Source organism: Hymenobacter lapidiphilus, assembly GCF_013377885.1.
In the GTDB taxonomy this organism is placed as follows: Bacteria; Bacteroidota; Bacteroidia; order Cytophagales; family Hymenobacteraceae; genus Hymenobacter; species Hymenobacter lapidiphilus.
Genome location: NZ_JABKAU010000003.1, coordinates 126,851 through 151,107, shown reverse-complemented (window position 1 = coordinate 151,107; position 24,257 = coordinate 126,851). Strand labels below are relative to the sequence as shown.

The 24,257-nt window shown below is 60.5% G+C and carries 18 protein-coding genes; 6 read left to right on the top strand and 12 right to left on the bottom strand.

The window, feature by feature from the left end:
• Window positions 1-91: 91 nt before the first annotated feature.
• The 6 genes from HW554_RS02735 to HW554_RS02710 all read right to left on the bottom strand — a co-directional run bounded on the left by HW554_RS02735 (window position 92) and on the right by HW554_RS02710 (window position 10,068).
• A complete protein-coding gene (locus HW554_RS02735) occupies window positions 92-958 on the bottom strand; it encodes a glycoside hydrolase family 16 protein (protein ID WP_176906812.1) in 867 nt (288 codons plus the stop codon).
• 49 nt (window positions 959-1,007) lie between these two features.
• Entirely contained in the window at window positions 1,008-1,886 is an 879-nt protein-coding gene (locus HW554_RS02730; RefSeq protein WP_176906811.1) for a glycoside hydrolase family 16 protein, read from the bottom strand.
• A gap of 102 nt (window positions 1,887-1,988) precedes the next feature.
• Complete coding sequence (locus HW554_RS02725) at window positions 1,989-2,792, bottom strand: PKD domain-containing protein (protein WP_176906810.1); 804 nt, start codon at window positions 2,790-2,792, stop codon at window positions 1,989-1,991.
• Window positions 2,793-2,843: 51 nt separating this feature from the next.
• Window positions 2,844-4,382 carry a RagB/SusD family nutrient uptake outer membrane protein gene (locus HW554_RS02720; RefSeq protein ID WP_176906809.1) on the bottom strand — a complete coding sequence of 513 codons (1,539 nt, stop codon included), beginning with the start codon at window positions 4,380-4,382 and terminating at the stop codon, window positions 2,844-2,846.
• A gap of 24 nt (window positions 4,383-4,406) precedes the next feature.
• Window positions 4,407-7,535: a SusC/RagA family TonB-linked outer membrane protein gene (locus tag HW554_RS02715; protein WP_176906808.1), complete on the bottom strand. Its 3,129-nt coding sequence runs from the start codon at window positions 7,533-7,535 to the stop codon at window positions 4,407-4,409.
• Window positions 7,536-8,112: 577 nt separating this feature from the next.
• Entirely contained in the window at window positions 8,113-10,068 is a 1,956-nt protein-coding gene (locus tag HW554_RS02710) for a 7TM diverse intracellular signaling domain-containing protein (protein ID WP_176906807.1), read from the bottom strand.
• 279 nt (window positions 10,069-10,347) lie between these two features.
• Between HW554_RS02710 and HW554_RS02705 the strand changes: the two genes are divergently transcribed.
• Window positions 10,348-10,557, top strand: coding sequence for a hypothetical protein (locus HW554_RS02705; protein ID WP_176906806.1), 210 nt, complete (start codon window positions 10,348-10,350; stop codon window positions 10,555-10,557).
• 114 nt (window positions 10,558-10,671) lie between these two features.
• Here HW554_RS02705 and HW554_RS02700 read toward each other — a convergent pair whose 3' ends face one another.
• Window positions 10,672-12,408 carry a phospho-sugar mutase gene (locus tag HW554_RS02700; RefSeq protein WP_176906805.1) on the bottom strand — a complete coding sequence of 579 codons (1,737 nt, stop codon included), beginning with the start codon at window positions 12,406-12,408 and terminating at the stop codon, window positions 10,672-10,674.
• 366 nt (window positions 12,409-12,774) lie between these two features.
• Entirely contained in the window at window positions 12,775-13,908 is a 1,134-nt protein-coding gene (hppD, locus tag HW554_RS02695; protein WP_176906804.1) for a 4-hydroxyphenylpyruvate dioxygenase, read from the bottom strand.
• A gap of 409 nt (window positions 13,909-14,317) precedes the next feature.
• Here hppD and HW554_RS02690 point away from each other — a divergent pair, with 409 nt between their 5' ends.
• From HW554_RS02690 to HW554_RS02680, 3 genes are all read left to right on the top strand, one after another.
• Complete coding sequence (locus HW554_RS02690) at window positions 14,318-14,704, top strand: hypothetical protein (protein ID WP_176906803.1); 387 nt, start codon at window positions 14,318-14,320, stop codon at window positions 14,702-14,704.
• 103 nt (window positions 14,705-14,807) lie between these two features.
• Window positions 14,808-15,158: a DUF952 domain-containing protein gene (locus HW554_RS02685; protein WP_176906802.1), complete on the top strand. Its 351-nt coding sequence runs from the start codon at window positions 14,808-14,810 to the stop codon at window positions 15,156-15,158.
• Between the two features lie 114 nt (window positions 15,159-15,272).
• Window positions 15,273-16,088, top strand: a complete 816-nt coding sequence (locus HW554_RS02680) for a hypothetical protein (protein WP_176906801.1) — start codon at window positions 15,273-15,275, stop codon at window positions 16,086-16,088.
• Window positions 16,089-16,154: 66 nt separating this feature from the next.
• On the opposite strand, the gene HW554_RS02675 is transcribed toward HW554_RS02680, so the two are convergent.
• On the bottom strand, window positions 16,155-18,077 hold the full coding sequence (locus HW554_RS02675; RefSeq protein ID WP_176906800.1) for an ABC-F family ATP-binding cassette domain-containing protein: 1,923 nt from the start codon (window positions 18,075-18,077) through the stop codon (window positions 16,155-16,157).
• A 234-nt stretch (window positions 18,078-18,311) separates the two neighbouring features.
• Between HW554_RS02675 and HW554_RS02670 the strand changes: the two genes are divergently transcribed.
• Entirely contained in the window at window positions 18,312-19,982 is a 1,671-nt protein-coding gene (locus HW554_RS02670; RefSeq protein WP_176906799.1) for an ArnT family glycosyltransferase, read from the top strand.
• A 52-nt stretch (window positions 19,983-20,034) separates the two neighbouring features.
• On the opposite strand, the gene lysA is transcribed toward HW554_RS02670, so the two are convergent.
• Entirely contained in the window at window positions 20,035-21,183 is a 1,149-nt protein-coding gene (lysA, locus tag HW554_RS02665) for a diaminopimelate decarboxylase (RefSeq protein ID WP_176906798.1), read from the bottom strand.
• 188 nt (window positions 21,184-21,371) lie between these two features.
• Window positions 21,372-22,703: an aspartate kinase gene (locus HW554_RS02660; protein ID WP_176906797.1), complete on the bottom strand. Its 1,332-nt coding sequence runs from the start codon at window positions 22,701-22,703 to the stop codon at window positions 21,372-21,374.
• A 3-nt stretch (window positions 22,704-22,706) separates the two neighbouring features.
• Here HW554_RS02660 and HW554_RS02655 point away from each other — a divergent pair, with 3 nt between their 5' ends.
• The gene (locus tag HW554_RS02655; protein WP_176906796.1) at window positions 22,707-23,072 is read left to right on the top strand and encodes a hypothetical protein; all 366 of its coding nucleotides are present in this window, start codon (window positions 22,707-22,709) and stop codon (window positions 23,070-23,072) included.
• Here the strand turns inward: HW554_RS02655 and HW554_RS02650 are convergent.
• Window positions 23,049-24,020: a sodium-dependent bicarbonate transport family permease gene (locus HW554_RS02650; protein ID WP_176906795.1), complete on the bottom strand. Its 972-nt coding sequence runs from the start codon at window positions 24,018-24,020 to the stop codon at window positions 23,049-23,051. The genes HW554_RS02655 and HW554_RS02650 overlap by 24 nt on opposite strands.
• Window positions 24,021-24,257 lie beyond the last annotated feature (237 nt).

The window sequence follows — 24,257 nt, the reverse complement described above, 5'->3', positions numbered from 1 at the left end:
GGAAAAGGGCAAAGCAGTGGCAACAGATCCTCGGAAAAGGGCGCTGTAAGCAATACTGCACTAGATATGGCGAAGTGCCTGGGAAGTGGGGCTAATACTGGCGCAGCTTGTAAAAGCGCACGTAGTCCACGAGCATTCGTTGGGGGAAGGCTGTTTGGTCGATACCTTTCAAGCCACCCCACTCGCCGCCCACCGCTACGTTCAGCAGCAGATGAAACGGGTGGTTCCAGGGCCATGACTCCCAGCCCGCGTGCTCGTTGCGGCTGGTGAAATAAGGCTTATTATCGACGAAAACCATGATGGTTTCCGGCGTCCATTCCATGGCGTAAGTATGGAAGGCCGTAGTGGCCGTGGGCACGCTGATGGAGTCGGTTTTCTGGTTGTTGAGGCGGAAGTAGTACTTCTGGCTGTGGGTAGAAGCATGCACCACAGCCGGGCGGTAGCCCACATACTCCATGATATCGATTTCGCCATTGGCGGGCCAGCTTTTGTCGCCGTACTTCCACTCGTCGGGTAGCATCCAGATGGCGGGCCAGGTACCGCGAGCCGCGGGCAGCCGGGCTCGCACCTCTACGCGGCCGTAGGCAAGGCTGCCGCCCCCTTTGGCCCGCGACACCAGCCGGGCCGAGGTGTAGGCGTTTTTATTGTTGAGGGCTTCTTTGCGGGCTTCAATAATGAGGTGGCCGTTTTCGACGCGGGCATTTTCGCTGCGGGCCTTGGTATAGAACTGCTCTTCCTTGTTGCCCCATCCCTCGCCGCCCACATCGTAGGTCCACTTGGTCGAATCGGGCAGGCCGGGCGTGTTGAACTCATCACTCCAGATAAGCTCCCTGAAGCTGTAACGAGGCTTCTTGGCTGGCTTGGCCGGTTTGGTCTGGGCGTGGGCCGGGCCGCCGAGCAGCAGGCCCGCCAGTACTACTGCCGCAACCCGCCAGCATAGTAGCATTCGTTGTGTCATAGCAAAAGGAAGAACTGGTAGAATCGGCACCTACACAGGCCGTTGTGCCTTACTGGTACTGGTAGTGGCGCACGTAATCAACCTCCATCTGCTGCGGGAAAGTCGTGCCGGCGTCGGGGTTGCCGTCGAAGTCGCCGCCTACGGCTACGTTCAGAATCACGAAAAACGGATTGTTGAACGGGTAAGGGCCGGAGCCGACGTCGCTCTTGCGGAAGGTGAAAAACTGCTGGCCATCCAGGTACATGCGGATCTGGTCCTGGCTGCGCACGACTGAGTAAATGTGGAAGCTATCCGACAGGTCGGCCGCTTGCACGTTGGTCGTTGATTTGAATTCGCGCGCCCCGGCGCTGTTGGCGTAGTGCATGGTCGAAATCAGCTCCTTGGGCTTGCTGCCGCGCAGCTCCATAATGTCGATTTCGCCGCACCGGGGCCAGTTGTTCTGGTCAATATCAGACCCCAGCATCCAGATGGCCGGCCACACACCCTTGCCTTTCGGAATTTTGGCCCGCACATCTATCCGGCCAAACACAAAGCTTTGCTTGCCCTTGGTCAGGATACGGGCCGAGGTATAGGCGGGGCTGTTGGTAGCAGGCCGCACGGCTTTAATCACGAGGTTGCCACCCGTGGTCGACACGTTTTCCGGCTGGTTGGTGTAGGTCTGCAGCTCGTTGTTGCCCCAGCCGCCGGCGCCCAGGTCGAAGCCCCACTTGGCCAGATCGAGCGTGCTGCCGTCGAATTCGTCGCTCCAGATGAGCTTGGTGTAGGCGGCGTAGTCGCGGGCGTCGGCATTTACGGCGGGCGGCGCAGGGGGCGGAAGAACAGGCTTGGGCGAATCGGAGGTGCAGGCCGCCAGCGTGCTCAGCGCTAGGGTAAGGCCCAGGCTGAGGCCGAGAGCAGCAGGTGCCCACGAGTAAGCGGAAAAAGGCATAGCAGAAAAGAAAACGAGTGGTAGGAGAGAAGGGCAGCAGCAAGCCCTAGCGCTAACCGCCGGCCCCGCCTGTAACGGCCGGGCCGGCGGTTAGCAGTCGGCTTAGGGTTTTACGCGCAGCTTCATCGTGAACACAACGCCCGCCGTAGGCCGGCCGGCGCGTAACACCATCGTCTGGTTGTCAATGGAAATGATGCGATAGACCAGGTCGGGGGCATCGGTAATACCGATGAACGCCCCGGCACGCGCCAGCTCAAACTGCGCTAGGCCAGCGCCCGTGGCCGGCCCAAACGTGAAGGATGAAGTACCGGAGCGCGGGGCCGCGCACCCGCCGCCGCCGGCAACAAACGTCTGCGCCTTGGCATCGTAGGTGTACACGTTGGTGCTACTGAACGTGAACTCGTCGTCGGCTTGGCAGGCCGGTAGCGAACCTGCCGGGCTGCCAGGGAAGAAGCCGGTAGGATTGCCGTCGTTGGGGCCTACCACAATGGGGGCATCCTTGGTATTATCGAGAATCCAGGTGCGCGACGAGCCCCCCGTGAGTACGGCCTTCACCAGGTCGAAAACAGCAGGCAGAATGATTTCCTTCTGCGCCGACACGCTGGTACCGCCCCGGTAAGCCGTAATCAGGCGCGGCTTTACCGAACCGCTTTTCGAGTACACGTGCACCACCTGCTGGCCCGAGCCCACGGTGCCGTCGTCGAATTCCCACTGGTACAGAAAGCCGTCGGTGTTGGTGGCCGTAAAGGTTACTTCGGTCGTAAAGCCAACGGTGCGGGAAGTGGTGGTGAAGTCGGAGGTAGGCACCGCGCTGTCGAGGCTGCCGGTATCGTCCTTTTCGCAGGCGCTCAGGAGTAGCGTACTGCCAAGCAGGAGCAGGGCGGCTTTATGAAAGTGCTTTTTCATGAAAATCAGGCTGAAAATCGTGGGAGTGGGGAGAGGCAGGAGGCAGGCAGCCTAGTAGCCGGGGTTCTGCACCAGCGCTGGGTTGGCATCCATCTCGCTCTGCGGAATAGGCAACACCAGGTTCTTCTCGGTAGGTACGCCCCGCTGAATGCCGAGCGTGCGCAGGAAGGCCGACTGCTGCGTCATGCGCGCAATCAGGCCGTTGGGGGTGCCGGCGTAGCGCTTCAGGTCAAACCACCGGTCAAACTCGAAGGCCAGCTCGTACTTCCGCTCCCGCAGCACGGCGTCGTTGAAGTTGGGCGTGGCGGCCGTGAGGTCGCGCAGGGCGGAGGGCGTGTTGATGGGCAGGCCAAAGGCACGGCGGCGCACCTTGTTGATGGCCTCCAGGCCCTCGGCGGTGGGGCCAACGGCCTCGGCCAGAATCAGGTACACATCGGCCAGGCGCAGCACCGGAATGTTGAGGCCCGAGTCCCAGATATTGGTGTTCACCTTGCCGATAAACCACTTCTTGTTGTTGTAGCCAAACGGCGAGCCGGGAGCCTGGGGCAGCTGCGCGGGCGTAGCGCTGCCGGCCGGATACGGGTCGCCGGGCACCCAAATGGTTACGGCTTTGCGCGTGTCGCCGTCCTGGTAGCCATTCACGAAATCGGGCTCGGGAATATTGAAGCCGTAGCCGCCACCGGCCGGGGTGGTACCGGAGCCGCGGGGGGCAAAAAACTCGTTGCCGGCAAAGCCCACGTTGTTGCGCTCGTAGCCGTTGCGGCCGCTCACGTACTGCACCTCAAACAGCGACTCCTGACCGTTCTCCTTTTCTATCTTGAAGTTGTCGCCGTAGTTGGGCCACAGGCTTTTGCCCGAGTTGGCAATTACCTGGCGGGCCCACTGGGCGGCCTCGGCTTTCTTGCCCTGCGTGATGTAGACCTTAGCCAGCAAACCCGCAGCGGCCCACTTGGTGGCCCGGCCCAGGTCGGCCCCGGTGTAGGAGGCCGGTAGGTTTTCGAAGGCTGCTGCCAGGTCCTGCTCCATCTGGGCGTACACTTCGACGGCCGGCGTGCGCGGAATATTCACGGCCGCCGGGCCGGAAGGAGGCGTGGTGAACAGCGGCACATCACCGAAGGCCCGCACCAGGTCGAAGTAGTATTTGGCCCGCAGAAACTGGGCTTCGCCCAAACAGCGTTTCTTGATTTCGGGGTCGATGGCCGTAATGTCGGGTACTTTCTGCAGCACCAGGTTGGCGCGCTGCAGCCCGATGAAGCAGCCGCCCCAGAGGCGGTTGGCCACCGTGTTGGTGGTCGGAATGTTGTAGTCGTCGAGTTGGGTGTACTCGATACCGTCGCTGCCGCCACCACCGCCGGTGGTCGAAATGTCGGCCATGATATCCATGCCCCACAGCGCCAGGTTGTACTGGCCTTCTTTGGTCAGCTCGCTATAGGAGGCCGTAACGGCCTGAATGGCGTCGTCCTGGGTGCGGTAGAAGTTGGCGTCCGTAATCTGGTCGGAAGGAGTTTCTTCCAGAAACTTCTCACCGCAACCGGTGAGCAGCCCCAGCGACAGTAGGAAAGCGCCGCACGTGTATTTGGAGATAGTCATTGTAGTGGAGATGTTTAAGAAAGGTTAGAACCCAATGTTGAGGCCGCCCATGAACACGCGGGCCTGCGGATATATACCCAAATCGATGCCGCTGGGGCTTACTTCGGGGTCGTAGCCGCTGTACTTAGTGAGTGTGGCCAGGTTCTGGGCCGTAACGTACAGGCGGATCTGGGTAGCCGAAATACGGCTAATCAAGGTCTGTGGCAGCGTGTAGCCAAACGTCAGGTTTTTGAGCCGCACATAAGAGCCGTCTTCCACGAAGTGCGACGACACGCGCAGGTTGGTATTTGGGTCGCCATCAATAGCGCGGGGTACGTCGTTGCTGGTGCCCGGGCCGGTCCAGCGGTTCAGCACGCGGGTGGTACCGTTGTTGGCGCCATACAGGGCCCCTTCCGTAATGAAGCGGTTGATGTTATACACATCGTTGCCCTGCACGCCCTGAATAAAGAAACTAAGATCGAAGCCTTTAAAGTTCAGCGTATTGGTGATACCATAGGTGAAATCGGGGTTGGGATTTCCGATAAACGTCCGGTCGCCGGAAGCTGTGATTATGCCGTCGCCATTCAGGTCTTTGAAGCGAATGTCGCCGGGAGCCGTGCCCGTTTCCTGCGTGGCTGCTCCTGCCACTTCATCTACCGTCTGGAACAGGCCATCGGCCACAAAGCCATAGAACGAGCCGAATGCCTGATTAACATCATAGCGCACCACAGCGCTGTTGCTCAAGAAGTTGGCGCCATTGTACGGTACGCCCGAGCCCAGCGACTCCAGGTTAGTTTTGAAGGCCGACACGTTCAGCATAGTGGTCCAGCTCAAGCCCTGCCCCGCGCCCTGCACGTTGCGCGAGGTGAACGAGAAGTCGGCGCCCCGGTTGTAGGCCGAAGCCGCGTTGGTATTCACCGACTCGAACGTGCCCGATACCAACGACGGGGGCACCGGCGCAATCAGGTTGGGCGAGCTACGGTCGTAGAGGTCGAGGCTGGCCTCGAAGCGGTTGTCGAGGAAGCCCACATCCACGCCGATGTTGGTTTGGTTGTTGTTTTCCCAGCGCAGGTCAGGATTAGATAGGCGGGTAGGAGCCCCACCCGTGTTAATGGTGCCATCGGGCCCGAACGGATAGATGGAGCCGAAGTTGATGGTGTACAGCGAGGCGAAGCGGCCGGCATTCAGGGGGTTACCCACTTTGCCGTAGCCGGCCCGCAGCTTCAGGTTGCTGATAGTGCTGTTGCCATCGAGGAAAGCCTCCTCAGAGATGCGCCAGCCCACCGACACGCCGGGGAAGAAGCCGAACTTCTCGCCGGGCGGAAATACTGAGGAGCCGTCGTAACGGGCCACGGCCGAGAACAGGTACTTGCCGGCAAACTCGTAGTTCAAACGCCCGAAGTAGCTGGCCAGGCGCTGGGGCGGGTTGATGATACCGCCGTTGTTGAGCTGCGTGTTGATGGGGCCGGCATTGATTACCCGCAGGTCGTTGCGCAGGTAGCCCTGGCGGTTGGCCGTTACGTTGCTGAAGTTGAACTCCTGCGCCGACTGGCCCAGCAGGGCCGTCACCTGGTGCTTGTCGGCAAACAGGTGGTCGTAATTAACCGTGTTTTCAATCAGGTACGTGGGCGCGTAGCCCGAAGTAGCCTCGGCGCTGGCCGTGGCGTAGCGCTGGGTAAAGCCGGGCAGCTCGGGGCCCTTGGGCGTAAACCGGTTGAAGTTGTCGAAGATGAAGTCGGCGCCCACATTGGTGCGGAAGCGCAGGCCCTTTACCGGCTCCAGCTCGGCGAAGAACGTAGTGAGGACCCGGTTACGCGTGAACTTCTGGTCGTTGATGAGGGCGCTGGCCAGCGGGTTTTCCTCAATGAAGTTGTCGACGCCCGAGCTGGGCTGGTACCAGTAGCCATCGGGCCGGTAGGGCTGCACAGTGGCCGGAATGCGCAGCATCTGCTGCACCGTACCGTACTCGCCGCTGTTGGTGGTCACCTGCCGGTCTTCCAGGTGCGTGAGCTGGATATTGTTGCCCAGCTTCAGCATCCGGCCCACCTGCACGTCGCCGTTGGCCCGCAGGGTAAACCGCTCGAAGTTGGTGCCGATGATAATACCGTCCTGCTGGAAATAGGTGCCCGACACGGCGTAGCGGGCTTTGTCGCTGCCGCCGGTGGCCGATAGGGAGTAGTTCTGAATCTGGGCCCGCCGGAACACCAGGTCCTGCCAGTCGGTGCCTTCACCCAGCGAGGCCGGGTCGCGCAGCTTGTCGACCACAATGGGGAGGCCCTTGGCTAGCCGGCTTTCGTTGTTGATAACGGCGTACTCCGAAGCGCTGAGCAGATCCAGCGTGCGCGTAACTGATTGCACGCCGCGGTACACATCTAGGTTGATGTTGGTACGGCCGGCTTTGCCGCGCTTGGTGGTGATGATGACGACGCCGTTGGCCGCCCGCACCCCGTAAATAGCCGTGGCCGAAGCATCTTTCAGGATGTCAATCGACTCGATGTCGTTGGGGCTGATGGCGTTGAGCTGGTTGTCGCCGCCATCGGGCAGTGGAAACCCATCGACCACGTACAGCGGGTTGTTGTTGCCCGCCGACGTGATGCCACGCACCCGCACCGACGTGCCGGATGCCCCACCCGGGGCCCCGCCATTCGATACAATGGTAACGCCCGATACCTTGCCCTGGATGGCCTGCGTAACATCGGCCACCGGCTGACGCACGATTTCCGCCGCCCCCACCGACGAAATAGCACCCGTTACGCTGCCGCGCTCCTGGGTGCCGTAGCCCACTACCACCACTTCGCTCAGGGCCTTGGTGTCCTCTACCAGCACCACGTTCACCGCGGCGCTGGCCCCACTCACACGTACTTCCTGTCGGGTGAAGCCGATGGAGCTGAAAACCAATGTACTGCCTTCCGGCGCCGACAAGGAGAAGTTGCCGTTGCCATCGGTGCTGGTGCCAATGCTGGTGCCCTGCACAATAATCGTCACGCCGGGCAGGCCTTCGCCATTGCGCTGCGTAACCCGTCCCGAAACCGGAACATCGGCCGTGAAAGCCAGGCGGGCGGCGGCCGTAACGTTGGCTGCCGCGGCCAGCGGTGCGGCCAGGCTCAGCAGCCCACAGGCCACGAAAGGCACTACGCGCCGGAGCCCCAGATATGGGTATTGGTTGTGGTTCATGTGTGAGAATTTGGAAAGGGTGTAGGAATTTGAAACCGACAGCCAGCAGCCTCAAGGGGTAAGCCGGAACGTCGCGCAGGAAAGCGGGTTGGCTCCCGGCAGTAAGCGGGTACTCACTGCATGCGGCAAGCCACAAAGTGGGCTAAGGAAAAGCAGGGAACTGCTGCTAGATTAAAGCAGGCAACTGAGGGCGGTCAGTGGGAGGCCGTTGGCCAGACGTTGTATGTAGAGCAGGAGCGCGCCTAAGGCAACGGCGTTGGCGCGGAGACAGGCGCCCGTGCATGCATGAGTGGTGATTCACTCACCCCGAGCGGGGAAAAGCAGTCCTAGAGTCGGAACCTGAAGGGCAGGTGATGATCAAATATACCTGCTTTTTGTCTGGTAAATCAACTGGTAAACCCCGTTTAAGGCAGCATTAGGGGCGATTTGCGCTTATGTCGCACGTACTTCTGTACGCTTAGTGCACCCACTTTTCGGAGGCATTTAGCCTTCGCCTCTGCCAATGGCGACTTTGTAGCTTACGCAGGCAAACGGGTAAAAAACAAGTAAAAAAAAGTGGGACTAAGCCCACTTTTTTTTACTTGTTTTTTAGTTTTCCGGATTCGCGCTTCATTATGTGGTCCGGTTCTCCTGCGGTTGCCAGATATTCATCCACTGCTTCGTCTGGTTCCATACTGGTATCGTCCAGCAGCAGGCGGGTCCAGCCTTCTTCGCCGGCGGGGTCGGCGGGCAGGCGGCGCATGGCTTCCAGCACTTTCTGGCTGAAGTTCGAGCAGGTAGCCCGCCGTAAATCCAGCACTCTGGACAGCTCCTGGGCCGAGTAACTGCCGTTGTGGGTGTGCAGCAAAAACACCGCATAAAATGCTTTTACAATCGAGAACTTGCATTTCTGCAGCAGGGTGTAGGAAGTAGCCGATTCCACATACCGGCAGCGGGTACAACGGCGCGAAAGAGCTTCCCGTCCTTCGCAATAATTGTCATGGCCACATTTGCGGCAGTGGTAGCCGTGGGCCCATTTCAGGTCGGCCAGATAGGTAAGGCAAGCCTCCTTGTCGGGGTATATCTGGCTGAACTCCCCGAAATCTACTTCCTGCGAGAGCACACGCGCCGTCTGCGCTTTCTGTAAGTCGCGCTGCAGGTCGGTATTAAGCTTCTCAATGGCTGCCGACTGCAACGCCAGCAGTCCGTTAGCCTGTACCAGGTCGCGGTTCTGCAGCGCAATGGTTTCGCCCTGGCGCTGGAGCTCGGCTGTGCGCTGGGCAACCAGGCCTTCCAGCTCCGAATTCAACTGGTCCTTCAGTTCATCGTTCTGGCGCAGCTGCTCTACCAGCCGGTGCTGCACATCATGCTTTTTGCGCAGCTGCTTCACTAGGCGCTGCTCGACTTTGAGTGTGGTACGCTGAATGGAGCGAATTTTATCGCCCAGGGCATACGACAGTACTACTACTTCCACTACGAAGGCCGCGTTCATGCTGTACACGGTGTAGGGATTGGTAAAAGTATCAATGCCCAGCTTGCGCAGAATTAGAAACAGCACGCTGATGGCAACCAGCGAATGAGCCAACAATACAAAGCGGGCGGGCAGAAATCCCCGCCGCCATACGCGCAGCGCCGCAAAGAACAGCATGCCGTAGGGCAATAAGTACAAGACCATACCCATCCCGGTTTTCCACCAGAGGCCGTCGAGTGCCAAGGCGGCTACGCTCAGCAGCACTATGGCCCGCAGCCATTGGTCGTAGCGGGGCAGGCGCTGAGGCGTGTCGAGAAACTGGCGGGCGTAGTAGCCAAACGTGAGTAGCAGCAGCGGCGGGGCCGTAATTTCTACTACCCAGTTGAGCCAGGGCTGGCCGGGCCATAGGTACTGGAAGCCCAACCCATCTTCCGACAGAAACACCATAATGCAGCTAAGTACATACAGCACGTAGCGCAAGTAAGTCTGCTCGCCAGTGAAGCTATACAGCCAGAAGTTATAGACTATCATAATGAGCAGCATGCCGTAAAAGGCACCCAGTAGCCCATATTCCAGCTGGAAGTGCTCGGCAATTCCCTGCTCCGTTCGCACTTTGGCCAGGAAGCTTGTGCGCGAGTTGGACTGCAGCCGCAGGTAGTAGGTGTGAGGCTCTGTGCCAGCTACCGGTAGCCGGAACAGGTAGTTTTTGTAACCGTAAGGCCGGGTGGAAAAGGGGTGGTCGGCCCCGGTACGAATGCGTCCCCGCGTGGTGGTGGTCTGCGGGAAAAAAGTAATGTCGTTAAGATGCGAGTCGAAAAGCTCGAGATACCAGTGTTGGGGCTGCGGGCCAACCGCCTGCGTCGTCAGGCGCAGCCAGTAAGCCGAGCCAGGATGCTCCATCGTAGTGGCCGCCCGCGCGCCGGACACAAAGCGTGCTGCATACCGGGGCTGCTGCACATCGCGCAGCGTAAGCATGCCCGATTGATCTTCCAGAATGCTGTAATTGATGGGCGCTACCAGCACTTCAGAGCGCCCATCATCGAGCAGCAACGGGCGTTCTGTGGGCCCGGGCGCTGGCTGCAAAGCGGTAGTTGCGTATGCGCCTGCCCCCATCGGCAGGACCAACAGCCAACATAGAAGGCTGTAGCAGGTAAAGAAAAAACGGGGAAGAAAACGACTCGGGGTTGGCATGGATATCCAAGATATAGAAACGCCGGTACTTGCGGTGGCGAAAAGCCGAAGCAGCCCTTCGGGTGGGCCGACAGCGAAAAAAAACAACCCTGCTGCCCCCACTCTGCGTAGTAATGGGTAAGCCGCCCCGCTAGGGTCGGCACCACTTATCTTTCACTTATTCCTCCTTCCATGTCCGATTCCAAAAAGACCACTGACCAGAACGACGACAAAGTATATTCGACCAAAACCGGCAGCACCGCTACCGAATTGACCGGAGCTACCAAGGTGATGACCACCGCCGCTGATGGCGAAACTGATGCCAGCGCGCCCATCAGCGACCAGGTAGACGAAAAGGCCATCCGCAAGGATGCTCAGGACGGCGACCAGAACAAGAAGTAATACGGCCCTACGGCCCGCTAAAGCAAAGCCCCCGCACGGAACCGTGCGGGGGCTTTGCTTTAGTAGTAACTGTACCGCGACACAGAGTTGAATGGTGCAATTGCTTGAATCTGCTTAATTCAGGCGCATGTCCTCAATAATGCGCTGGATTTTCTCGTCGGCGAGGCGGGTGGCCAGGTCGAAGTCAACGGCCGAGGCCAGGGGCTGCTTTACGCTGAAGTAGAACTTGATTTTGGGTTCGGTGCCGCTGGGGCGGGCCGAAATCTTGCTGCCGTCTTCCAGGATGAACTGGAGCACGTTGGAGCTTTCGAGGCCGGTTTCGGTTTCGATGCCAGTGCGCAGGTCCTTGATTTTGCCCGTTTTAAAGTCGCGCATTTCTACCACCGGCTGGCCGGCCAGGTTGGCGGGCGGGTTGGCCCGCAGGTCGCGCATCATCTCCTGAATTTCCTCGGCCCCGCGCTGGCCCTTTTTGGTGATGGAAATCAGGTGCTCCTTGTAGAAACCGTAGCGCAGATACATAGCTACCATCTCCTCATACAGCGTGTGGCCCTGGTCCTTCGCAACGGCGGCCATTTCGGCCAGCAGCGCGCAGGCCGAAATAGCATCCTTGTCGCGCACGAAGTCGCCGAGCATGTAGCCGTAGCTTTCCTCGCCGCCGCCCACGTAGGTTTCCTGACCTTCCAGCTCGCGGATGATGCTGGCAATGTACTTGAAGCCCGTCAGGGTGCGGTAGGCTTTCACGCCCTGGTAGCGGGCAATGTCGCCGAGCACCTCGCTCGTTACGATGGTATAAACGATGAAGTCCTTGTCGGTAGCCTTGCCGGCCTCGCGGCGGGCCGATAGCACGTAGTGCGTGAGTAGGGCGGCCGTTTGGTTGCCGTTGACGAGTACCCACTCGCCGGCCGGGTTTTTCAGGGCAATGCCCACGCGGTCGGAGTCGGGGTCGGTGGCCAGCACGATATCGGCGTCGAGGGCCTTGGCTTCGTCGAGGGCCAGCTGCATGGCCGCCTTTTCCTCGGGGTTGGGCGACTGCACGGTGGGGAAGTTGCCATCAGGCGTAGCTTGGGCGGCCACGATGTGCACATTATCGAACCCAAGCTGAGCCAAGGCTGGCGGCACCATGGTAATGCCGGTGCCGTGGATGGGCGTGTACACGATTTTCAGGTCGTGCTGGCGCCGGATGGCGTCGGGGTTTAGACTCAACCCTTTCACCTGGGCCAGATACGCCGCATCGAGTTCGGCCCCGATGAGGTGTATGCGGCTTGGCTCGGGCTGGAACTTCACTTCCCGGACCGAGCTGATGGCGTCCACCTCGCGGATGATGTTCTGGTCGTGTGGCGCGACCACCTGCGAGCCATCGGTCCAGTACACTTTAAAGCCGTTGTACTCCTTGGGGTTGTGCGAGGCCGTAACTACGCAGCCGCTCTGGCAGCCCAGCTCCCGGATGGCAAACGACAGCTCGGGCGTGGGCCGTAGGGCTTCAAACAGATACACCGTGATGCCGTTGGCCGAGAAAATATCGGCCGCGATGCGCGCAAATTCGGGGCTGTTGTGGCGCGAGTCGTGGGCCACGGCCACCTTTATTTCCTGGCCCGGAAACGACTGCAGCAGGTAGTTGCACAGGCCCTGGGTGGCCATGCCCAGCGTGTAGCGGTTCATGCGGTTTGAGCCCGCGCCCATCACGCCGCGCAGTCCGCCGGTGCCAAACTCCAGATTGCGGTAAAAGGCGTCGGACAGCTGGTCTTCCTGGTTATCGGCCAGCAACTGCCGGATTTCGGCCTGAGTATCGGCGTCGTAATCGTCGGTCAGCCAGCCGTTTATTTTGGTTTGCAGGTCAGAGGAAAGCGGCATTGGGTTGGTGCTTAGTTGTTAGTGCGTAGTGCTTAGTCGGGAGCCGGTTAAGTGCTTCGGTCTGTTGATCGGTTGGATTGGTACTCAACGCAAGTTGCGAAGAACGATGTAGGGGCGGGGCTTGCCCCCGCCCGCCGCTCGCACCGTTTCAACGGTTCCGTTCAACGACCATCGTTCAACGGCGGGCGGGGACAAGCCCCGCCCCTACATCGTTCTTCGCAACTTGTGAATACTTAAATGACGAGCGAAGCAGCGCCAGAGTTATAGAAAGTGCCGGGTCGCTAATGTGTAGTGCTTAGGCTGATGACCGAACAGCACGTTCAAGCATCAGCCTAAGCACTAAATACTCACAACTAGGCACTAAAACTACAGGTTGCCCCGCAGGCCCTGTTCGCGTTCAATGGCTTCAAACAAAGCCTTGAAGTTGCCTTTGCCGAAGCTCTTGGCGCCTTTGCGCTGGATGATTTCGTAGAACACAGTGGGCCGGTCTTCTACGGGCTTCGTGAAAATCTGCAGCAGATAGCCTTCCTCGTCGCGGTCGATGAGCAGGTTCAGGGCGCGCACGCTCTCCAGGTCTTCATCGATGTGGCCCACGCGCTCCAGCAGGTCGTCGTAGTAAGTGGCGGGCACATTCAGGAACTCCACGCCGCGGCGGCGCAGCTCCGTTACTGTGGTGCGGATGTCGTCGGTGAGCAGGGCCATGTGCTGCACGCCGGGGCCGTGGTAGAAATCGAGGTACTCCTCAATCTGGCTCTTTTTCTTGCCTTCGGCGGGCTCGTTGATGGGGAATTTCACGAAGCCGTTACCGTTGCTCACCACCTTGCTCATCAGGGCCGAATATTCGGTCGAAATGTCGTCGTCGTCAAACGTGATGAGCAGCTTGAAGCCCAGCACATCCTCGTAAAACTTCACCCACTGGTTCATCTCGCCCCAGCCCACGTTGCCCACGCAATGATCGACTACCTGCAGGCCCACCGGATTGCCCTGCGGCACGTTGCTGGTGCGGGCCACGAAGCCCGGCATAAATGGCCCGGTGTAGTTGCTGCGCTCCACGAAGGTGTGGATGGTTTCGCCGTAGGTGTAGATGCCGGCCAGCGTAACCGAGCCGTTTTCGTCCTCGATGGTGTAAGGCTCGAAAGCCACTTTGGCCCCACGCTTGGTGGTTTCCTCGAACGATTTGCGGGCGTCGTCTACCCACAGCGCCATCACCTTCACGCCGTCGCCGTGCTGGGCTACGTGGCGGGTGATGTCGGAGTCGGGCAGGAGGGAGGTGGTGAGCACCAAGCGGATTTTGTTCTGCTGGAGCACGTAAGAGGCACGGTCGCGCACGCCGGTTTCGGGGCCGGCGTAGGCCACCAGCTCGAAGCCGAATGCGGCCTGGTAGAAGTAGGCCGACTGCTTGGCGTTGCCGACATAGAATTCAAGATAATCGGTGCCGTTGAGGGGCAGGAAATCTTCGGCCGGATGGGCCAGTACGGCCGGGGAAGTCATGGTTTGCATAGGGTGGGTAGTTTAGCGGGGAGTTCGTTGGGATGGGTAAAAATACGGGTTTTTGCTAAAGGGGCGGCTGCGTTACAGAACAGCGTTATGCAGTGCGGAGTCGAACTATTATTAGCCCAATACTCATTCCCGCCCTTCCGGCTGGCGCTACAGTGCGGGTACTTCAACCACCTCGCTCCGCTTACGCCTGATGCGCATACTACGCGGTACAGCATCGTTCTTTCGCCGCCGCCGTATGACAGTTCTTTTCCATGAACGTCATGCTGAGCTTGTCGAAGCATCTCTACTGCTTCGTTGAACGCCCCACTACAAAGCAGTAGAGATGCTTCGACAAGCTCAGCATGACGTTCTAGTTGACTTCCTAAACAGCTTCCTTACCTTTGCCGACGAACCTATTGCCTTTAGCCTTATGAATTCGCAAGAGCTGAACAGTGCCCTCGTGGCCCTCATCGATAAGAAAGCCGAGCTGCAGAAGCTCACCTACGACGATGCCCGCTACGACGACGTAGAAGAAGAGCTTCACGACCTCGAAGACGACTTCAACGAAGCGTACGGCACGTTCCTGGAGTCAGCTCTCGAGAAGGTGCACGACGACCTCAGCTCAGATACCGACGTGCTGCTGCCCACCGCCTACCTGCCCGCTGGCACCGGCCCCAAGCCCACTCCAAAGGAGGGCGTCTGGATTGATTCGGAGAAATATTCGGGCAAAGAAGCCCGCCTGACGCTGGTGCCCAACCCCGTCCGCCTCGTGCTCACGGTAGGCAAAGCCGTGCAAGAGGAAGTTTGGCAAGCGTAGGCTCCGCCAAAAAAGTCAACGAGCAAAAGCGAAACGGGAGCAAACGGCCAAGGTCGTTGGTTCCCGTTTTACTTTTGCTCGTTGACTTTTTACTCGATAAAATATGCTCTACCGCATCAGCCAGCCCGACGATTGGCAACGGGCACAACAGACCGGCTTTTTTGCCAGCCCCGACCTGGCCGCCGAGGGCTTTATTCATGCCTCGGAGCTGGCGCAGGTGCTGGAAACGGCCCGGCTTTACTACGCCAATAGCCCCGGGGCGCTGCTGCTGGAAATAGACGAAGCGGCGCTGCTGGCCACCGGGGTGCGGGTGGAGCGCGAGTGGGCCGCGGGGCGGCAGGCGTGGTTTCCACACGTGTTCGGGCCGGTGCCGCTGGCAGCAGTGCGCCGGGTGTGGCCGCTGCCGGTAGCCGCCGACGGCAGTGCTGCATTGCCGCCGGAGCTGGTGGCGTAGTAGTGACTTGGTAGAAAGGATAAAAGCGGTATTATTATTGCGCAAAACCGCTATATAGCGCCGGGGCGGTAAGGCCACCCCGGCATTTATCTGCCAACTCTAAAGCGCCGTTATATGCCCTCAACTACTACTACTACTGTTTCGCCCGTGCTGCGTCGGCTGCTGGGCGGTTGTTCGGCGCTGCTGCTGGGTCTATTGCTGACGGCCTGCGCGCCCAGCCAAACGCTGAGTGTTGTGCCGGCCGGTTGGGGAAGAGTCCCGGTTACAAGCCTCATTAGCCACCCCGACAGCGTGTACGTGCGCTTTCATTTCGTACGGGCCGAGCCGAAAGAGCTGGTTTTTGAGGCGGAATTCAGCAACGCCGCCGACCACCCGGTTACCATCGACCCAGCCGGTTTCTACTTCCTGCCGTTGCCCGACAGCACCGCCAAAACTGCCGCCGTTGCGGCCACTGCCCCGGCTTCTGCAGCGAGCCGCCGGCTGGCTTTCAACCCCGAGCTGCGGCTGGACTCGCTGGCCGACCGCCGCGATGAGCTGGCCGACAAGGCAAGCCGCGTTAGTATGTTAGAGGTGCTGCTGCTGGTGGCCAGTACGGCCGAGAATGTGGCCAGCATCAATAGGCGCGAGACGCCTATCGAAAGAACCAGCCGGCAGGTGCGGCAGCAGGGCGGCCAGGCGTTTTTTGAGGTGCAGCGGGTGGTGCGGGCGGTGCAGGCCCAGCAGCTTACTACCGTAGTTGCGGAACAGGCCGTGAGCAGCCTGCGCCGCGCCATCCTGCAGCCCGGCGACCGGGCCGTGGGCCTCGTATACTTCCCCCGTCTCGATGCGGCCCGGCAGCTGCGGTTCGTGCTGGCCTTCGATGAGCAGCCGGTGTCGTTCGATTTTACGCAGGAAACCCGAAAGCTGAACGGGAAATTAGTAAGCCCCTGAACGCACAGCGGCCCGCCCGAACAGCTTGGTTCAGGCGGGCCGCGTCGGGTGTATGGCGCGTGTGGGCTATACCAGTTCGGCTAGCTCCAGCCAGCGTAGCTCCTTGGTTTCAAGCTCCTCGGTGAGGGTCCCGAGGCGGGCGCCCCAGGCCGCAAACTCGTCGGCGCTGCCGCTGCCGCCGTTCAGCTTGCTGGTTACCTGCTGCTTCTCGGTTTCGAGGGCCGCCATGTCCTTTTCGAGCTGCTCGTACTCCCGCTTTTCGGCGTAGGAGGCGCGGCGCTTGGGGGCAGTAGCCGGCGCAGGCGCTACGACTGCCGCGGGCTTGGCGGCTTCTGCTTTAGCCTCGGCGCGGGCGGTTTTAGCAGCTTTTTCCTCTTCTACCAACGCGGCTTCGGTTTCGCGCTCGGCCAGGTACTCGCGGTAGTCGGTGTAATTGCCGGGGAAGTTGAGCACGGCCCCGCCCGGCTCCAGCACGAACAGGTGCTCGGCCAGCTGGTCGAGGAAGTACCGGTCGTGACTCACGATGAGCAGGCAGCCGCCGAAGTGTAGCAGGAAGTCTTCCAGGATGTTGAGCGTGCTCAGGTCGAGGTCGTTGGTCGGCTCGTCAAGAATCAGGAAGTTGGGGTTCTTGATAAGCACCCGCAGCAGCTGTAGGCGTCGCTTTTCGCCCCCGCTTAGCTTGTTTACCAGCGTGTACTGCTGGGCCGGCGGGAACAGGAACAGGCTCAGGAACTGGCTGGCCGTGAGCACGTCGCCGTTGGCCAGTTCCACCACTTCGGCCACTTCCTTCACAATGTCAATCACGCGCTGGGTGGGGTCGAACTCCAGCTCCGTTTGGGTATAGTAGCCGAACACGGTGGTCTGGCCTACCTCAATGGTACCGGAGTCGGGCGCGAGCTTGCCCGTAAGCATGTTGAGCAGCGTGGATTTGCCCGCGCCGTTGGGGCCCACTAGGCCAATACGGTCCTTCTTCTTGAACACGTAGCTGAAATCGTCGAGCACCACGTTGTCGCCGAAGGTCTTGTTGAGGTGGCTGGCTTCGATGATTTTACCGCCCTGGCGGGTGGTTTTTACGCTCAGCTCCACGTTCTGCTTGCTCAGGTTGGTGCTAGCCTTCTCCTTGGTGATATAGAAGGCGTCGATGCGGGCCTTCTGCTTAGTGCCGCGGGCCTGGGGCATGCGGCGCATCCACTCCAGCTCCTTCTTGAACAGCTGGCGGGCTTTCTCTACCTCAGTGGCCTGGCGCATTTCGCGGTCGGCCTTTTTCTCCACGAAATAGGCGTAGTTGCCTTGGTAGCGGTACATCTGGCCCTTGTCGAGCTCCACAATTTCGTTGGCCACGCTGTCGAGGAAGTACCGGTCGTGCGTCACCATGAGCAGCGTGAGGCTGGGGGAGGAGAGGCGGTTTTCGAGCCACTCAATGGTGGCCAGATCCAGGTGGTTGGTCGGTTCGTCGAGCAGCAATACGTCGGGCTCCTCAATCAGCACGCGGGCCAGGGCCACGCGCTTGCGCTGCCCGCCCGAAAGCTTGCTCACGTTGCGCGTCAGCAACTCGCCCAAAATACCCAGCCGGCTCAGAATCTGCTGCACCTGCGCCTCGTAGTCCCAGGCCTGAAGCGAATCCATGCGCTCCAGCACCCGCTGCAGGTCGTCGGCTTTGTGGTCGGGGTCGTTTACCACGTGCTCGTATTCCTTGATGGCCTTGAGCGTGTCGTTCTGGCTGGCGAAGATGGTTTCTTCCACCGTCATCGTTTCATCGAACACCGGCTGCTGGCCCAGGTAGGTTACCCGGATGCCCTTGCGCACGCTTACCAGGCCGGTATCAGGGATTTCGAGGCCCGCCAGAATACGCATGAGGGTGGTTTTGCCGGTGCCGTTGATGCCCACGAAGGCCACCCGCTGGCCCTGGAGCAATCCGAAGTTCAGGTCTTTAAACAGCCAACGGTCGGCGTAATTTTTGGAAAGATTTTCCGCGGAAAGAAGATTCATGCCGCAAAGGTACGGCGTGGGCGGGGTAAAAGAACGTGTCATGCTGAGCGAAGCGGAGCGCAGTCGAAGCATCGCTACTGCAATGCTAATTCTGTTGGTTGATTTACTACTGCAACGAAGCAGTAGCGATGCTTCGGCTGCGCTCCGCTTCGCTCAGCATGACCCATTCTTTTCTTCAGTCTCATACCTTTGGCCAATCCCCTCCTCACTACCCCATCACCTCACGCCCCGCCCATGCCTTTCCCCATGACTTCGCGCCGCTGGCTGTGGCTGTTTCTGCTGGTGCTGGGTGGGGCTTTTGCCTGGCAACTGGGCAGCTGGGGGCCGCTGGACAGCAGCGAGGCTCGCTACGCGGAAATCGGCCGCGAAATGCTCGTGGGCGGCGACTGGCTGCACCCGCGGCTGCTGGGCATTCAGCATTTCCATAAGCCTCCTCTTACGTACTGGCTCACAGCGGCGGGGCTGGGGCTGTTTGGGGTAAATACGGTGGGCGTGCGGCTGCTGCCGGTGCTGGCTGTGCTGCTACAGGTGGGGCTGGTGTACGCGCTGGGGTTGCTGCTGTTCGGCAACGACCGCGCCCGGGCGTTGTCGGCGGCCGTCATCTACGGTACGTTGCCGGTGGTGCTTATTTCGGCCCTCAACGTCACGACCGACGTGTATCTGGCCACCTTGGAGCTGGCCGCGGCCTACGGCATCCTGCGCTACTACCACGGCGGCGGGGCACGCTGGCTGTACCTGTTCTGGCTGGGGCTGGGGCTGGCGTTCCTCACCAAGGGGCCGGTGGGCTTTGTGCTGCCGCTGATGGCCGTAGCGGGTGCCTACTTCCGGGTACCGGCCGCTGAGCGGGGGGGACGGGCACGCCGGCCGTTCACGGTGCATCATGTGCTGGGGCTGGGGCTGTTTTTGGTGGTGGGCCTGAGCTGGTACGGCTACTTGGTGGCCGAAAATCCGGCTTTCGTGCGCTACTTTCTGTACGAGCACACCGTGGAGCGCTTCGCCAACGCGGCCACCTTCGACCGGAGCAAGCCCTGGTGGTTTTACGTGCTGCTGGCCCCTGCCATCAGCCTGCCCTGGGCGGTGGCGCTGGTGGTCCGGGCCGCGCGCACGCCCTGGGCCACCGTGCCGCGGCTGTGGCGCAATGTGCTCATCTTCTGGGTACTGGTGCCGCTGCTGTTCTTCTCGCTCTCCAGCTCCAAGCTGCTGCTGTATGTGCTGCCTATTTTCCCGGGCGTGGCGTTGCTGACTACCTACTACCTGGGCCGCTGCACCGAGGCCATGCTCCACCGCTGGTACGTGGGTATTCTGGCCTTTTTCGGGTTGCTGCTGGGGGCGTTGTGCGTGTTGCCGATTTTTGCAGCCGTCTTCGATCTGGGGCTGGAATTGCGCCCGCTTACTTCGCTCTGGCCGGCTATCGGCGTAGTCGTACTGGTGCTCACGCTCAGCATGTGGGACCAAGTACGCATCGCGCCCCGGCTGCTGGTAGGCACGGTTATTTTCACGGTGTTTTTGCTGATTTCGGCCAAGCCCATTATGCAGCAGAACGAGCTGGCCTTCAACGGTAGTCGCCCGCTGGCCGAGTTCATCACCCAACAAGGCCTGCAGACCCGGCCCATACTGGTGTACGACCAACTGTTGCCCTCGCTGGCCTTCGAGTTGGGCACACTGCCAGTGTTTCTCAATGATGGTAACCACAATCTGAACCGTGAAACCCAGTTCGAGCCCGGCACCAGTTGGCACCGTTACCTGCTCTACCTCAACCAGCCCGAGGCCGATGCCCAACTCCGCTGGCTACTCGCCAGCCAGCCGGTGCTACTGGTGAAAGGCGAATTGAAGCCCGAGCGCCAGTGGCTGCTGCAAAGTTTTACGCACCACGAAAAGCTGGGCAAGTGGGTAGTGTACTGGTAACTGAACGACGTAGGGGCGGGGCTTAGCTGCGCCCCGCCCCTACGTCGTTCAGTTACCGCCCACCGTACACCGCCGCCGCCTTCTCGCGCAGGTTGTAGCCTGATGACATGACCTCGCCGTAGGCCCCGGCCGAGCGGATGGCCAGCAGGTCGTGGCGCTGGGTTTCGGGTAGCAGCCGGGCGCGGCCAAACGTGTCGGTCGATTCGCAGATGGGTCCTACCACGTCGTAGGCCAGCTCGGGCAGTTGGCTGCTGAGGTTTTCGATGTGGTGGTGGCTGCCGTAAAGGGCCGGGCGCATCAGCTCGGTCATGCCCGCATCGAGAATGGCGAAACGCGTGTGCTGGCTTTCCTTTACATACAGCACCCGGCTGAGCAGCGTGCCGCACTGCGCTACCACCGAGCGGCCAAGCTCCACGTGCACCTGCTGGCCCGGCCGCCGCTGCAGGTGCTGCTCAAACATGCCGAAATACGTCTGGAAATCAGGAATCGGGTGCTCGTTGGGCTGCTCGTAGCTGATGCCCAGGCCGCCGCCCACGTTGAGGTGCGGCAGGCGGTGGCCGCGGTCTTCGAGCCAGGTCTGCAGGTCGTTGAGCTTGCGGCTGAGGGCGGCAAATACGCTCAGCTCGGTTATCTGCGAGCCGATGTGGGCGTGCAGGCCAATGAGCTCCACGTTGGGCAGCTGCTCCAGCTGCTCCAGCACCCCGGCCAGATCGGGCAGGCTGATGCCGAACTTGTTGGCGTCGAGGCCCGTGGTGATGTGGGGGTGGGTGTAGGCATCTACGTTGGGGTTGATGCGCAGCGCCACGCGCGCCCGGCGGCCCTGGGTGCCGGCCAGCTCGTCGAGCACCCGCAGCTCGGGCACCGACTCAGCGTTGAAGCAGAAAATATCGGCTGCCAGGGCCAGGCGTATTTCGGCATCTGACTTGCCCACGCCGGCAAACACCACATCATCGGCCCCAAAACCGGCCTCCAGGGCCCGTTGCACCTCGCCGCCGCTCACGCAATCTGCCCCCAGCCCGGCCCGCCGGATGCGTTCCAGCACGGGCAGGTTAAAGTTGGCCTTGAGGGCATAATGCACCCGGAAATTGCCCGGCCGGGCCGCCGCCGTCAGCGCCGCCAGCGTCTGGTCGAGCAGGGCAAGGTCGTAATAGTAAAAAGGGGTGGGCTGATTCAAAAATTCAGCAGGAAGCTGGAGAGACATGAGGTTGGGTTGTGATGGGCTGGGGTTGTTTGAGTAAGTGGGCATTAGTGAAGGGAAAGAACGTGTCATGCGGAGCGTAGTCGAAGCATCTCTACCGCTTCGTTGCCAGCGTAATTTATTTTACTACTACGGTAGAGATGCTTCGACTGCGCTCCGCTTCGCTCCGCATGACACCGGTCTTTAGCTCGCTAGTTCCGCCCCTCAAATAGCCCCGCGTTCAATGCCCGCAAAGCGCGCACTTTATCTTCGGTGCTTACCAGAATGCTGATGTTGTTGGGCGAGCCGCCGTAGCTGATCATGCGCACCGGTACGTCGCGCAGGGCGGCGAAGGCGCGGTGGGCGCTGCCGTTGGTATCCTGTGTGAGGCTGCCGACGAGGCAGATGATGCTCTGGTTTTCATCAACTGCCACTGCGCCAAAATCCTGCAGCTCGGCCACAATCTGGGGCAGGCGGCTGGCGTCGTCAATGGTCAGCGACACGGCCACTTCCGAGGTCGTAATCATATCAATGGCGGTGCGGTGGCGCTCGAACACCTCGAACAGGCTGCGCAGAAATCCGTGGGCCAGCAGCATCCGGCTCGATTTTACGTTGATGGCCGTGATGCCGTCTTTGGCGGCAATAGCCTTGATGGAGCCGGAGCCGGTGCGCGCCGAAATGAGCGTGCCGGGGGCCTCGGGCTGCATCGTGTTCAGTAGCCGCACCGGAATGCCGTGGGCCCGCGCCGGCAGCACCGAGCTGGGGTGCAGAATCTTGGCCCCGAAGTAGGCCAGCTCGGCGGCCTCATCAAACGAAAGCTCCCGCACCGGATAGGTGCCAGCTACCACCCGTGGGTCGTTGTTGTGCAGCCCGTCAATGTCAGTCCAGATCTGGATTTCCTCGGCCTGTAGCGCCGCGCCAATCAGCGAGGCCGAATAGTCGGAGCCGCCGCGCCGCAGGTTGTCGATGGCACCGTGCGCGTCGCGGCAGATAAAGCCCTGGGTGATGAACAGCGCGTCGTCGGGGTAGGGGGCCAGCGCGGCGGCCAGCCCCTGCCGGATGGCGGCCGTGTCAGGCTCGCCGTCGGCATTGAGGCGCATGAAGTCGAGGGCGGGTAGCAGCACGGCCGGGCGGCCCAATACCGTCGTCACAAAGCCGTACATCAGTCGGGTGCTCAGCAGTTCGCCCTGGGCCAGGATGACCCGCTCGCCCTCGGCTGTCAGCGGCAGATTGGCGGCCAGTTCGCGCAGGGTCCGGAATGACTGGTCCAGCGTTGGCCAGAAGGCATCGGCCTCAGTTGCGCCGAGCAGCTCGGTGGCCACCGTTCGGTAGTGTTGGCGTAGCTGTTCGAGGTGTGCGGTGGCCGGTGCGGCGTTGCGGGCGTACAGTAGGCCCGCCAACTCAACCAGTGCGTTGGTGGTGCCGCTCATGGCCGAGAGTACCACGATGCGCCGCTGCAGGTGCGGCGCGTGCATCAGCTCCGCTACTTCGCGCATGCGGGGCGCCGAACCGACGGAGGTACCGCCAAACTTTAAAACTTTCATAAGATGAAAAAACGGGAAGCAAGCGCGATGATAAAAGGTGAATCAGCCGCACGGGTGAAAAAAAAGCGCCGGTCTGGGAAGACCGGCGCTCAATGCTCAAAGGAAGATGGCACGAAGAGGCGCGACGGTCAGGTCGTGATTCGTTTGCAGCATTTCTTCAGCATCGGCATAGCGGCTAGGGCGGTCAGGGCCACCGAAAGCGCAAAGGTCGAAGGGAAAGAAATGCAGGTCATGCCGGAAAAGTTGCGCGATCCGAAGACCGCAGGAAAGGTTTTGCGTCGCAAGTACGGCCGGCGGCGGCGGATTATTGCAATGGGCCACCGTTTTTTTCTGGTTTGGCCGGCGCTACGAGTGCTGCACCAGCAGTAGGTACAGGGGCATTCCTAAGGTAATGTTGACGGGAAATGTAACGCCTAGCGCCATTGGAATGTAGAGGCCGGGGTCTGCCTTGGGAGCCGCCAGCCGCATGGCCGCCGGCACGGCAATGTAGGAGGCGCTGGCGGCCAGAATGGCGAAGATAAAGCGGTTGCCCACCGAGTTGGTGACCAAGTGGCTGGCCACGGCTACCATGCTGCCGTTGAACAGGGGCATGAGCACGGCAAATAGCGTTACGAAGCGCCCGTAGCGGCTAAAAGTGCCGAAGCGCCGGGCCGTAACCATGCCCATTTCGAGCAGGAAAATGGCCAGAAATCCTTTGAAAATATCGGTGGTAAAAGGCTTGATGCCCTCGGCCTGCTTGGAATCAGCAATGATGCCGATAACCAGCGAGCCGACTACCATCAGCACGCTGCCGTTGGTAACAGAGTGGTGGACCACGCTACCCAGGCTCAGGCGGGGCGGCTCGTCGGGGCCGGGAATATCGTAGCGCATCAGCAGAATAATGCCCACGATGATGGCCGGGGCCTCCATGAGAGCCATTACGGCCACCATGTGCCCGCTGAACGCCAGGCTTTGGGCATCCAGAAATGAGACGGCCGCCACGAACGTAACGGCGCTGACCGAGCCATAGGCCGCCGCCACGGCCCCGGCGTCGCTGACGGTGAGGCGGCGCTTGAGAATGAAGAACGTGTAGAGTGGAATCAGGGAGGACAGCAGCAGCCCGAAACCAAGCGAGTAGATGATTTCTGCCTCAAACGGACTATGCGCCAGCTCCTGCCCACCCTTGAAGCCAATGGCAAACAACAGATAAAGCGAGATGAACTTGACGGTGGAAGGTGGAATCTCCAGGTCGCTCCTAACGAGGGTCGCCACGATGCCCAGCACGAAGAACAGCAGGGTGGGGTTGGTCAGGTTGGCAATCAGCAGTTCAGCGTCCATGCGGGCGGGTGGGTGAATGATGCCGCAAGTTTAGGTAAGAATATTTGTTTATCTATCATGTATAATAGTAAAGCTATGGTGATTCGCCGGGCAACCAGAGGGTTAGGCGCTACTTTTTTTCTAAAAGCGTGTTGGGGAATTTTTAAAATAATCGATTCCGTGTCATGCTGAGCTTGTCGAGGCACGACATGAAAATCAAAACCCCCAACACGCTTTTAGAAAAAAAGTAGCGCCGGC

Bases quoted from the DNA above. Each gene is read 5' to 3' on its own strand.
- HW554_RS02735 (WP_176906812.1), bottom strand. From the start codon at position 958: ATGACACAACGAATGCTACTATGCTGGCGGGTTGCGGCAGTAGTACTG.
- HW554_RS02685 (WP_176906802.1), top strand. From the start codon at position 14,808: ATGCTCTACCGCATCAGCCAGCCCGACGATTGGCAACGGGCACAACAG.
- HW554_RS02650 (WP_176906795.1), bottom strand. From the start codon at position 24,020: ATGGACGCTGAACTGCTGATTGCCAACCTGACCAACCCCACCCTGCTG.
- HW554_RS02720 (WP_176906809.1), bottom strand. From the start codon at position 4,382: ATGACTATCTCCAAATACACGTGCGGCGCTTTCCTACTGTCGCTGGGG.
- HW554_RS02705 (WP_176906806.1), top strand. From the start codon at position 10,348: ATGTCCGATTCCAAAAAGACCACTGACCAGAACGACGACAAAGTATAT.
- hppD (WP_176906804.1), bottom strand. From the start codon at position 13,908: ATGCAAACCATGACTTCCCCGGCCGTACTGGCCCATCCGGCCGAAGAT.
- HW554_RS02700 (WP_176906805.1), bottom strand. From the start codon at position 12,408: ATGCCGCTTTCCTCTGACCTGCAAACCAAAATAAACGGCTGGCTGACC.
- HW554_RS02730 (WP_176906811.1), bottom strand. From the start codon at position 1,886: ATGCCTTTTTCCGCTTACTCGTGGGCACCTGCTGCTCTCGGCCTCAGC.
- HW554_RS02655 (WP_176906796.1), top strand. From the start codon at position 22,707: ATGAAAAAACGGGAAGCAAGCGCGATGATAAAAGGTGAATCAGCCGCA.
- HW554_RS02690 (WP_176906803.1), top strand. From the start codon at position 14,318: ATGAATTCGCAAGAGCTGAACAGTGCCCTCGTGGCCCTCATCGATAAG.
- HW554_RS02680 (WP_176906801.1), top strand. From the start codon at position 15,273: ATGCCCTCAACTACTACTACTACTGTTTCGCCCGTGCTGCGTCGGCTG.
- HW554_RS02725 (WP_176906810.1), bottom strand. From the start codon at position 2,792: ATGAAAAAGCACTTTCATAAAGCCGCCCTGCTCCTGCTTGGCAGTACG.
- HW554_RS02660 (WP_176906797.1), bottom strand. From the start codon at position 22,703: ATGAAAGTTTTAAAGTTTGGCGGTACCTCCGTCGGTTCGGCGCCCCGC.
- HW554_RS02670 (WP_176906799.1), top strand. From the start codon at position 18,312: ATGCCTTTCCCCATGACTTCGCGCCGCTGGCTGTGGCTGTTTCTGCTG.
- lysA (WP_176906798.1), bottom strand. From the start codon at position 21,183: ATGTCTCTCCAGCTTCCTGCTGAATTTTTGAATCAGCCCACCCCTTTT.
- HW554_RS02675 (WP_176906800.1), bottom strand. From the start codon at position 18,077: ATGAATCTTCTTTCCGCGGAAAATCTTTCCAAAAATTACGCCGACCGT.
- HW554_RS02715 (WP_176906808.1), bottom strand. From the start codon at position 7,535: ATGAACCACAACCAATACCCATATCTGGGGCTCCGGCGCGTAGTGCCT.